10 protein-coding genes are annotated in these 10,769 nt (G+C 59.9%); 7 read left to right on the plus strand and 3 right to left on the minus strand.

Going from position 1 to position 10,769, the window contains the following annotated elements:
• Positions 1-193: 193 nt before the first annotated feature.
• From JMY28_RS07065 to JMY28_RS07095, 7 genes are all read left to right on the plus strand, one after another.
• Complete coding sequence (locus tag JMY28_RS07065; protein ID WP_201695154.1) at positions 194-1,489, plus strand: extracellular solute-binding protein; 1,296 nt, start codon at positions 194-196, stop codon at positions 1,487-1,489.
• A 60-nt stretch (positions 1,490-1,549) separates the two neighbouring features.
• The gene (locus JMY28_RS07070) at positions 1,550-2,467 is read left to right on the plus strand and encodes a carbohydrate ABC transporter permease (protein WP_236596737.1); all 918 of its coding nucleotides are present in this window, start codon (positions 1,550-1,552) and stop codon (positions 2,465-2,467) included.
• A 3-nt stretch (positions 2,468-2,470) separates the two neighbouring features.
• Entirely contained in the window at positions 2,471-3,301 is an 831-nt protein-coding gene (locus JMY28_RS07075; protein WP_201695155.1) for a carbohydrate ABC transporter permease, read from the plus strand.
• Between the two features lie 34 nt (positions 3,302-3,335).
• A complete protein-coding gene (locus JMY28_RS07080) occupies positions 3,336-4,466 on the plus strand; it encodes an ABC transporter ATP-binding protein (protein WP_201695156.1) in 1,131 nt (376 codons plus the stop codon).
• 107 nt (positions 4,467-4,573) lie between these two features.
• Positions 4,574-6,982: a glycoside hydrolase family 3 N-terminal domain-containing protein gene (locus tag JMY28_RS07085; protein ID WP_201695157.1), complete on the plus strand. Its 2,409-nt coding sequence runs from the start codon at positions 4,574-4,576 to the stop codon at positions 6,980-6,982.
• A gap of 88 nt (positions 6,983-7,070) precedes the next feature.
• A complete protein-coding gene (locus JMY28_RS07090) occupies positions 7,071-7,838 on the plus strand; it encodes an SDR family NAD(P)-dependent oxidoreductase (RefSeq protein ID WP_201695158.1) in 768 nt (255 codons plus the stop codon).
• The gene (locus JMY28_RS07095) at positions 7,835-8,719 is read left to right on the plus strand and encodes an SMP-30/gluconolactonase/LRE family protein (protein ID WP_201695159.1); all 885 of its coding nucleotides are present in this window, start codon (positions 7,835-7,837) and stop codon (positions 8,717-8,719) included. The genes JMY28_RS07090 and JMY28_RS07095 overlap by 4 nt, the downstream gene beginning before the upstream one ends.
• 329 nt (positions 8,720-9,048) lie before the next feature.
• Here the strand turns inward: JMY28_RS07095 and JMY28_RS07100 are convergent, their stop codons facing one another.
• The 3 genes from JMY28_RS07100 to JMY28_RS38880 form a co-directional block, all read right to left on the minus strand.
• The gene (locus JMY28_RS07100; RefSeq protein WP_201695160.1) at positions 9,049-9,297 is read right to left on the minus strand and encodes a hypothetical protein; all 249 of its coding nucleotides are present in this window, start codon (positions 9,295-9,297) and stop codon (positions 9,049-9,051) included.
• Positions 9,298-9,318: 21 nt separating this feature from the next.
• The gene (locus tag JMY28_RS07105) at positions 9,319-10,299 is read right to left on the minus strand and encodes a hypothetical protein (protein WP_201695161.1); all 981 of its coding nucleotides are present in this window, start codon (positions 10,297-10,299) and stop codon (positions 9,319-9,321) included.
• A gap of 68 nt (positions 10,300-10,367) precedes the next feature.
• The coding region (locus tag JMY28_RS38880) for a DUF2345 domain-containing protein (RefSeq protein ID WP_236596738.1) at positions 10,368-10,769 on the minus strand (402 nt) is incomplete at its 5' end.

Consider the following 10,769-nt stretch of genomic DNA (forward strand, 5'->3'; position numbering starts at 1 on the left):
AGATGCGCAGTCATTCAACCGCTCCCGAGCGCGCCAACCTTGCGCGGGGCGCAAGCTCTGACAGGGGCTCACCAGGAAAATCCCGCATAGCTGTAGTTCATATCTTAGCTTAACATCCATTAACGTTAAGGCTAACGTTAAATCCGCAGGTAACTCAGGTAGCTCTCAAAATTCCATAAGAGGGGACACAAACATGGCGTACCCAGGTTTCTCCAAGGCGCGGGCAATCGTCGGCGCCACGGCACTGCTGTTTTCGATGTCTGCAGTCGTTTCGAGCGCCGTTGCGGCGGATACCAAAACAATCACGGTATGGGATCAGCAGACCAATGCGTCGTCGAGCAAGATCATTCACGACGCCTCGGAACGCTTCGAAAAGGCGGACCCGGGCTACAAGGTCGAGAATTCGCACGTGTTGAACGAGGCCTACAAGACGAAGCTGAAGGTCGCTTTCGGTGCGAACCAGCCGCCGTGCGTGTTCGAGAACTGGGGCGGCGGCGGCCTGCAGGAGTATGTGAAATCAGGCCAGATCGTCGACCTCACGCCGTACCTGAGCAAGGACCCGGCGTATCGCAGCCGTTTCATGCAGTCGTCGTGGAATGTCACGACGTTTGGTGGCAAGACCTACGGTGTGGCCGCCGAAAACGCAGCGGCCGCGGTGATCTTCTACAACAAGGAAGTGTTCAAGAAGTACGGCATCACGCCGCCGAAGACGTGGGATGAACTGATGCACGTCGTCGATGTGCTGAAGTCGCACGGCGTGGCAGCGTTCTCGCTCGCGAACAAGAACAAGTGGACGGGCTCGATGTACTACATGTACCTCGTCGACCGTATCGGTGGGCCGCAAGTCGTGAGTGACGCGATCGAAGGCAAGGGCAAGGGCTTCGAAGATCCGGCGTTCATCGAAGCCGGCAAGCGCATTCAGGAACTCGTGAAGGCTGGCGCGTTCGCGCCGGGCATCAACGGTCTCGACTATGACTCGGGTGCTTCGCGCCGTCTGCTGTACACGGGCAAGGCTGCGATGGAACTGATGGGCGCCTGGGAAGCTTCGACGATCGCGAACGAAAATCCGACGTTCTCGAAGGATCTCGACTTCTTCCCGTTCCCGAGCGTGCCGGGTGGCAAGGGCGACCCGCGCGACCTGATCGGCACGGTGGGCGATGGCTTCCTGAGCATCTCGACCGAGTGCAAGACGCCGGACGCCGCTTTCAAGCTGATCCAGTCGCTGACCGACGACCAGGCGATGCAGGCACGCGCGTCGGATGATCACAAGCTCCCGCCGGTCAATAACGTCAAGATCGACGATCCGTTCACGCAGCGTCTGCAGCAACTGCTTGCCGCGGCGCCGAGCGTGCAGCTGTGGTACGACCAGGCACTGCCGCCGGCGCTGGGCGAACTGCACAAGGACACGACGCAGGCGCTGTTCGGTCTGTCGGTCACGCCTGAGGCGGCTGCGCAGCAAATGGAAGCCGCTTCGAAGAAGGGCGGCTGATCTCCAGCACTCAAGAAAAGTCCGGCTGGCGCCGCGAGGCGCCGGCCGGCAGAAAAGCTCGTGAATATCGCACTTTCCGCTACACCTGAACGCCGGCTGAGGCTTTCATCGCAAACGCTCGTCACGGTCGTGTTTCTTGCGCCGTCGCTGCTGCTGCTGGCCGTGTTCCTTCTTTATCCGCTCGTTTCCAGCCTGCGGCTGTCGCTGCTCGACTGGAATGGCCTCGGCAATACTGCCCGCTATACGGGGCTCGCGAACTGGGCGCGGCTCGCCCACGACACGGTGTTCTGGCAATCGCTCAAGAACAACGTGATTCTCGCGGTTGCCTCGATCGTGATCCAGCTTCCTATCGCGCTCGCGCTCGCCGTGCTGCTGGAAAAGGCCGGCCGTGGCTCGCGCGTGCTCAAGGTGCTCTATTTTCTGCCGCTGCTCATGTCGAGCGTGGCGATCGGCGTGCTGTTCAAGCAGATCTACGATCCGAACTTCGGACCCCTGAACGTCGCGCTGCAGGCATTCGGGCTGGATGGTCTCGCGAAAGACTGGCTGGGCGACCCGCATTTCTCGCTTGGCGCGACCATCGCCGTGATCATCTGGCAGAACGCGCCGTTCTATATGATTCTGTTCCTTGCCGGCCTCTCGTCGATGCCGGCCGAGGTCAACGAAGCCGCACTGCTCGACGGCGCTTCCGAGTGGACCATTTTCTGGCGCATCAAGCTTCCGCATCTGCAAGGCACGGTGCGCACGGCTGTGCTGCTGTCCGTGCTCGGCTCGCTGCGCTACTTCGATCTCGTCTTCGTCATGACCGGCGGCGGCCCCGAAGGCTCGTCCGAGGTGATGGCCACTTACATGTATCGCACGGTGTTCAGTTCGTTCCAGCTCGGTTACGGCAGCACCATCGGCTCGGCGATGTTCCTGATCGTTATCGCTGTGGCGGCGGTGTCGATGTATCTCACCCGTCGTTACGCAACCGAGGTCTAAACCATGAAGAAGAAATTTCGCTTCCCGCGCGTGGGGATTCCACTCCTCGCGCTGATCTGGCTGGCCGTCACGACGATCCCGTTCATCTTCATGGTCGTGTCGAGCTTCAAGAGCCAGGAAGAGACCTTCGCGACGAACGTTTGGGCGCCGCCGAGTCACCTGTTCTGGGGCAATTACGCGGCGGTGTTGCAGGGTCCGTTCTTCACGTATTTCCGCAACAGCGTGTTCACTGTGGGCGTTTCCGTGGCGCTGATCGTCATCATCAGCGCGATGGCCGCCTATGTGTTTGCGCGCATGCGCTTCACGCTGAACAAGATGCTGTTCGGTCTCGTGGTCGCCGGCATGATCGTGCCGCTGCATGCGACGCTCGTGCCGATCTATCTGCTCACGCGCAATCTCGGTCTTTACGACACGCCGTTCGCGCTTCTCGGCCCTTATGTGGCGCTCAGCCTGCCGGTGTCGATCTTCATCCTGACCGAGTTTATGCGCCAGATTCCGCGCGAGCTCGAAGAAGCCGCGCAGCTCGACGGCTGCAGTCCGTTCCGCATTTTCTGGCGTATTTTCTTCCCGCTTTCGGGGCCGGGGCTCGCCACCGTGGCGATCTTCAACGGCATTGGTCTCTGGAACGAGTTCATCTTCGCGTACATGCTCACATCGACGGCCGAGCACCGCACGCTGCCGCTCGCGATCTGGGACTTCATGGGGCAATACGCGTCGAACATACCCTCGATGCTGTCTGTTCTCGTGCTCACGTCGTTGCCGCTGATCGTTGCCTACGCATTCGGTCAGGAGCGCGTGATCAAGGGGATGATGGCCGGCTCGCTCAAGGGCTGAGCCGCTTCGCACACCGAACTTCGCACAAAACGATATGGCAAGCATTTCCCTCAATAACGTACAGAAGGCCTACGCGAGCGGCAACGCGGTGATTCGCGACGCCAACCTCGAAGTCGGCAAGAACGAGTTCTGCGTGTTCCTCGGGCCGTCGGGCTGCGGCAAGTCCACGCTGCTGCGCATGATCGCCGGTCTCGAATCGATTACCGACGGCGAGTTGCGTATCGACGGCCAACGGATGAACGAGGTCGAACCCGCGAAGCGCAAGGTCGCGATGGTGTTCCAGAATTACGCGCTCTATCCGCATATGAGCGTGTACGAGAACATGGCGTTCGGTCTGCGTCAGGCGAAAATCGACAAGGCCGTGATCGACAAGAAGGTGCGCAGCGCCGCTGCAGCACTGCAACTCGATTCCTATCTCGAACGCCGCCCGGCAGCGCTCTCCGGCGGCCAGCGCCAGCGCGTGGCGATCGGGCGCGCCATTGTGCGCGAGCCGGGGGTGTTTCTGTTCGACGAACCGCTGTCGAATCTCGACGCCGCGCTGCGCGTGCAGACGCGTACCGAAATCGCGCGTCTGCATCGCGAGTTCAGCGAAGCGAGCGCCGTGTATGTGACGCACGACCAGGTCGAAGCGATGGCGCTGGCTGATCGCATCGTGCTCATGCAGGCCGGTGCGCACATGGAGCGGCACGGCAGCGTTGCACAGGTGGGGGCGCCCCTCGATCTGTATCACCATCCGAAGAGCCGCTTTGTCGCGGGCTTCATCGGCTCGCCGAAGATGAACTTCTTCGCCGGCACGCTGGTGGGCGGTGACGATGGCGGCGTGGTCATCGACCTCGAAAGCGGCGAACGTGTGCGCGCGCGTGTGGACGGCTCGCGTGCGCGCGCCGGCATGAAAGTGACACTCGGTGTGCGTCCGGAACATCTGCGCGTGGCCGTCGATCCGCGCAACGAACAGACGCTGGCGAGCCGCGTGAAGCTGGTCGAGCACATGGGCGAGCACAGCTATATCCACGCGACGCAAACGGGCCCGGCCGCGGCGACCTTGATCGCCAAGGTGCCCGGTGACAGCGCGTTGACGCACGACGAAGGGGTCAACCTGGCGCTGCCACCCGAGGCTTGCCACGTTTTTGACGATCATGACATGGCGCTGCGACGTCTCATCTAGGCCGAGCGCGGCTTTCGCCGCGCGCGTGCGCAACGCCAATTTCAAAAGCACAACTAAGCAGACGGTGAGAAAAAACACCGTCTCGTGCAATACCAGGGAGTGAATCGATGTCGCTTGAACACATCACCGAGGTTCCGGTTTATCGCCGCGCGGACGCGCCGACCGAGCAACGTGTGGCCGATCTGCTCGCGCGCATGACGCTCGACGAAAAAATCGCCCAGCTTCACGCCGCGTGGCTGAAGCTGTCGGCCGACGGCGAGCACAAGGCGCGGAGCATCGATTTCGCGCAAAGCGCCAACAGCCTCACCGTGGACCAGATTCTGGAGCATGGTCTTGGCCAGATCACGCGCCCGCTCGGTACGCACACGGTCGACCCCAAAGAGGGCGTGCGCGCGCTCAACGAGTTGCAGCGCAAGATGGTCGAAGACACGCGCCTCGGCATTCCCGTCATGTCGCACGAGGAATGCCTCGTGGGCCTGATGATCAAGGACGCCACGCTGTTTCCCTCGCCGCTGAACTACGCGGCGACGTGGAACCCGAGCCTGGTGGGGGAGGTCGGGCGCATCATCGGCGAGCAGGCGCGCTCGATTGGCTGCCATCAGGGTCTGGCGCCCGTGCTCGACGTGTCGCGCGACCCGCGCTGGGGCCGCACGGAAGAAACGCTCGGTGAAGATCCGTATCTGGTTGGCGTGCTTGCGTGTCACTATGTGAACGGCCTGCAAGGCGAGCGGCGCGATGTGCTCGCCACGCTCAAGCACTTCGTGGGTCACTCTGCAAGCGAAGGCGCCCGCAATCATGCGCCCGTGCACGTCGGCCCGCGTGAGTTGAACGACGTGTTCCTGCTGCCGTTCGAAATGGCGGTTAAGCTCGCGCATGCGGGCTCGATCATGCCTGCGTACCACGATATCGACGGCGTGCCTTGCCATGGCGACCGCACACTGCTGCACGACACGCTGCGCGAGAAATGGGGTTTCGAGGGCCTCGTCGTCGCGGATTATGCTGCCGTAGACCTGCTCTACAGCCATCATGCGGTCGCGCACGACAGCGCGTCGGCGGCGGCGCTCGCGTTCAATTCGGGACTCGACGTCGAGCTGCCGGGGCACGAGTGCGCCGTGCATCTGAAGGAAGCGCTCGATCGCGGCGAGATCACTGAAGCGACGATCGACACCGCGGTTTCGCGCGTGTTGCGCACGAAATTCCAGCTTGGCCTGTTCGAGAAGCCGTATGTAGACCCCGAGCGCGTGGATGTGAAGGGCATCGCGGCGGGCGATACGGCGTACCAGGTCGCGCTCGAATCGGCGGTTCTGCTGCGTAACGAAGGCCGCGTGCTGCCTTTGAATACCAATGGCGCGGAGAAGATCGCGGTAATCGGCCCGACTGCCGACGACCCCCTCGCGCTGCTCGCCGGCTACAGCTTCCCGGTGCACCTCATCAACTCGGGCGAGCAATCGGTTGCTTCGATCGCCACGCCGCTGGGCGCACTGCGCGCGCTGCTCGGCGAAGCGCGCGTGCTGCATGCCACGGGTTGCGACATCATCAAGGAACGCCGTGCGGGCGCGCCGGTGTTCCCGGGCGACGTGTCGCTCGACCTGAGCGACAGCGCCAACCGCGACGAATTGATCAGTCAGGATACCGAAGGCATTGCGGACGCAGTCGAAGCCGCGCGCCAGGCGGGTGTGGCAATCGTGTTCGTCGGCGATCTGGCGGGCTTGTTCCAGTCCGGTACGGTGGGCGAAGGGTCCGACACGGACAGCCTCGAACTCCCGGGCGTGCAACTGCAATTGCTCACGGCGGTGGTCGAGAGCGGCACGCCAACCGTCGTCGTGATGACGGGCGGCCGCCCGTACAACCTCGGGGGTCTCGAAGATCGCATTGCGGCGCAGATCATGGCGTTCGCGCCAGGCGAGCGCGGCGCTGAGGCGCTTGCCGATCTGCTGGTGGGCCGCGCCAATTTCAGCGGCCGCATGCCGCTCTCGGTGCCGAAGAGCGCAGGCGCCGTGCCGTATGTGTACAACCATCGCCTCAAGAGCGCGGGCACGCCGGTCGCCTACCACTTCGGAAGCCGCTATCCGTTTGGTTTCGGCCTTGGCTATACGCAGTTCCGCTACGGCGATCTCGCGTTGGCGCAACGCGAAGTCCCGCTTGCAGACGGTACTGTCGAACTAAGCTTCACGGTTGAAAACATCGGCGAGCGCGACGGCACGGAGATCGTGCAGATCTACGTGCGCGATCAGCACGCGTCGGTGGCGCGACCGGTGCGCGAATTGAAGGCGTTCGCTCGCGTGCCGCTCGCTGCGGGCGCGTCGACGCGTGTGCGCGTGACGCTGCCAGTCGACATGCTCAACTTCACCGACGCTCGGGGCGAGCGCATCGTCGAGCCGGGCGATTTCGATTTGATGGTGGGCAGTTCGAGCCGGGACATCCATCTGCGCGGCGCGGTCACCGTCGCGGGCAACGCGGTTCGGACGCTCCCCCGTGACTGGCGCATGCTGAGCGCCGTCGAGGTCGTATCGTAAGGGGAAGACAAGCGGCAGGTCAGGGCGGTGAGCGATTCATGGCTAGCCGCCCTGTTTTGGGTCTTACAAGTCAAAACTGGAATATCAGATGTCGTACGCAATCTATCCGAGCCTGGCGGACAAAACCGTCGTTATCACCGGCGGCGGCAGCGGTATTGGTGCTGCGATCGTCGAGGCGTTTGCGCAGCAGGGCGCCCGCGTGTTCTTCCTCGACGTGGCCGAACACGATTCGCTCGCGCTTCAAGAAACACTTCTTCATGCGAAGCATCCGCCGCTCTTCAAGCGTTGCGATCTGCGCAGCGTCGACGCGATCGAAAACGTGTTTGCATCAATTGTCGAAGTCGCGGGCCCGATCGACGTGCTCGTGAACAACGCGGGCAACGACGACCGCCATGATATCGGTGAACTCACTGCGAACTACTGGGACGAGCGTATCGCCGTGAACCTGCGCCATCAGTTCTTCTGCGCGCAGGCCGCCGCGAGGGGCATGCGCGAAGCCGGGCGCGGCGTGATCCTGAACTTCGGTTCGGTGTCGTGGCACATCGCATTGCCGAACCTGCCGATTTACCTGACCGCGAAGGCCGGCATTGAAGGCCTCACGCGCGGTCTTGCGCGCGATCTGGGCGGCGCGGGTATTCGGGTGAACTGCATCATCCCGGGCGCCGTGAAAACGCCGCGGCAGATGAACATGTGGCAAACGCCGGAAAGCGAGGCGAAGGTGGTAGCGGGCCAGTGCCTGCAACTGCGCATCGAGCCCGAGCATGTCGCCCGCATGGCGCTGTTTCTCGCTTCCGATGACGCCTCGCGCTGCTCCGGTCGCGACTACTTCGTCGACGCGGGATGGTACGGAGAATGACGATGCCGGTTCCTGTGTGCGTATGGCCGATCGGCGCAGAGCTTGCGGAAGGGCCGCTGTGGCAGGCCGCGGAGAACGCGATCTATTTCGTCGATATCAAGGGGCGGCAGATCCATCGCCTCGTGGTCACGACCGGGGAACGCACGACGTGGTACGCGCCCGACCAGGTTGGCTTTATCGCGCCGCTCGGGGACCGGGTTTTCGTGTGTGGCATGCCCGACGGCCTGTATCGTTTCGATGCGGTGGGCGGGGAGTTCGACAAGCTGATGGACGTCGAGCCGCATTTGCCGGGCAATCGTCTGAACGACGGTTTCGCCGACGCGCGCGGACGTCTGTGGTTCGGCTCGATGGACGATGCCGAGGAAGCACCGACTGGCACGCTGTATCGCGTGGACGAAGGCGGGGCGTTGAGCGCGCAGGACAGCGGCTACGTGATCACCAACGGCCCGGCCATGAGTCCGGACGGCCGCACGCTCTACCACAACGACACGATGCGCCGCGTGGTGTATGCGTTCGATGTGGCCATTGACGGCACGCTGTCACGCAAGCGCATCTTCACCGCGATTTCAGGCGACGGCCACCCGGACGGCATGGCGGTGGACGCCGAGGGCTACGTGTGGGTCGCGCTGTTCGGCGGCTGGCGTATCGACCGCTATTCTCCCGAAGGCGAACTGGTCGATCAGGTTGCGTTTCCTTGCGCGAACATCACGAAGCTCGCGTTCGGCGGGGACGATCTGCGAACTGTTTACGCCTCGACCGCGTGGAAGGGGCTCACGTCCGCCGAGCGCGAGAAGCAGCCGCACGCGGGCGGCTTGTTCTCGTTTCGGTCGCCGGTGCCGGGACAGGCTCAGGCAAGCTGCGCGGCGGCCTTTGTACGTTGAGCGGTGTCGGTCGTATCGACCGTGGAGCGTGTTAGGGACTGAAGGGCAGACCTGGTAGCCTGGCGGGATGAGCAAACGCCGCCCCTGCACAACGGATGTATCGGACGAAGAATGGCGCTTCGCAGCGCCGTATCCGGAATTCTGTTGGCGGAAGCTGGGCCGCTGGCAATGGCAGTGAGACAGCATAGAGGCGGAGCGCGCCCCCGCCTCTATGCTGCTTTCCGTTTCAGTGTTGAGGCTGAACTGGCCCGACACGTCGTATTCAAAGCTCGCATCTGATGGAGTGGCACTTCATGGATTCGGGATCGAACAGCGTCCAAAAATTGCCTCTATTTTTTTTGTTTTGATAATGCAACAGAGATTACAATTATAAAGGTTGCACTCCAGGCGACAAAAAAAATTGTAAATGGAACTAGAAAAAGAGAAAGTCCATCATCACAATCTTCTGCGTATCCGCCAAAATTGTGTATGCATTCTAAAACAGGATAAAACAGGTAAAGTGCGGCGCCGATGAATGCGCCTATGAAAATAGTAACAATACTTGTTATCGACTGACGGTTATTGGTATTTTTTGTCATTCATAAAATCCTTTTTGCCATTCAATTCACGCGTGACTCTATACCTTCCATCGGTAATATAAGATTGTCAAGGGCGCCGGAAATTATCAATATCTTCTTGATTGAGTCGCGAGGATACGGGTTCCGCTTTTCTATTTCAATTGCAAACCGCTTCTTCGCGTCATTATCTCGATATTTCTCAATCATCGTCGTGAGATTTACCCACGTTTTATTGGAAAAGAAGGCTTTTTCCATTGTTATGTTCGCCGCTTCCTCGGGTGTCTCGCGGATACTCTTTTTTGGAATAAACGCAAAGCATCCCTCCGAGCCACCGAGCCATTTTGCGTGTAGAGCCGACGCTCGAGCTATGTAGAAGCCTCCAATGTGAAACATTACATTCGTGGCAAGCGATTCGTCTGTTCGAGAAGATATTGGAGCCCCGAATGGATTGTCAATACTTACTTTTTCAGCGTGAAGGTAACGCTTCTCCTGCTGACGCTGGGACTCGTCCTCCATGGGAAAATATCCATGAATTATGGGGTCCGCTGCCGTTGGAAAATGAATCTGGTCTGTCAAATATTTGTTCTTGGTTGCGTCGGCTGGTTCAAATGCTATGTTTCTACATTGGGTCGCGTGATTAGTATCGACGCCAAGAAAATACCACGCGTCCCGCGTGACGTTTATGTCATATTTAACAGAACCATCCTCGCCTTTGGATGAATCGAATAAAATCAACTTCGCGTGATACGTCGGGACTACGACTGCAGGTTGCGGCTCCGTGGATTTTCCCCAGCGCGTGCCAACGTTAGGATGGCCATACACTTTCTGGAGTGTATATCCGGAAATATTTGTTGTTATTTTTAATTTAACATATTTTTCTGGGATGAGAATTTCCTTTACACTTTCGTCAGTATATGGCGTAGTATTTTTCTTGCATACAAGATTTAAATTACGCCCAAGTGGACTGGTTATGCAATTGTCTGTATTGCTTCCGAAATCAATGGAAAATGTTTCTTCGCTCATAGAGATCTGTGATTTAAGTTATAGGGATGATGTGATCGAATAAAATTCGAACATTGAGTGACGTTGAATTACACGTATATTTTTATGTTCTCTGATTTCGCAGTCTGACTAAGCAGATGTGTGTGGCCGCCGTCATCCGTGATGCCATGTTCCACCGATCTATCAGCGCGAACGATTGCGTATTCGGCATTTTGAAGCGGTGCGCGAGTAAGTGCGTCGAGCAACCTGAAGCGGTCGTCGAACGCGTTTTGGGCACCAGGAAGTGCCGGCAAAAGTGTATGTTTTGACTCTTTGCCTTTCTTCTGTACGGTAATAGTTTTAAGGAACAGATCACCCGGACCGCCAAGCGTGATGCTGCTGTCCTTGATATGCACAAACGCGCCGCCGCATTCGAGGATGATTTCCTTGGCCGCCGCGAGGTTGACCTTCCCGTTGACGCTGCCGACGTTGACGTCCTTGGCAGCGGTAAG

Origin of the sequence: Paraburkholderia hiiakae (assembly GCF_904848665.1) — a bacterium.
GTDB lineage: Bacteria > Pseudomonadota > Gammaproteobacteria > Burkholderiales > Burkholderiaceae > Paraburkholderia > Paraburkholderia hiiakae.

Excerpts from the sequence above, each read along its gene's own strand:
- JMY28_RS07090 (WP_201695158.1), top strand. The coding sequence starts at position 7,071 with ATGTCGTACGCAATCTATCCGAGCCTGGCGGACAAAACCGTCGTTATC.
- JMY28_RS07065 (WP_201695154.1), top strand. The coding sequence starts at position 194 with ATGGCGTACCCAGGTTTCTCCAAGGCGCGGGCAATCGTCGGCGCCACG.
- JMY28_RS07085 (WP_201695157.1), top strand. The coding sequence starts at position 4,574 with ATGTCGCTTGAACACATCACCGAGGTTCCGGTTTATCGCCGCGCGGAC.
- JMY28_RS07095 (WP_201695159.1), top strand. The coding sequence starts at position 7,835 with ATGACGATGCCGGTTCCTGTGTGCGTATGGCCGATCGGCGCAGAGCTT.
- JMY28_RS07075 (WP_201695155.1), top strand. The coding sequence starts at position 2,471 with ATGAAGAAGAAATTTCGCTTCCCGCGCGTGGGGATTCCACTCCTCGCG.
- JMY28_RS07100 (WP_201695160.1), bottom strand. The coding sequence starts at position 9,297 with ATGACAAAAAATACCAATAACCGTCAGTCGATAACAAGTATTGTTACT.
- JMY28_RS07105 (WP_201695161.1), bottom strand. The coding sequence starts at position 10,299 with ATGAGCGAAGAAACATTTTCCATTGATTTCGGAAGCAATACAGACAAT.
- JMY28_RS07080 (WP_201695156.1), top strand. The coding sequence starts at position 3,336 with ATGGCAAGCATTTCCCTCAATAACGTACAGAAGGCCTACGCGAGCGGC.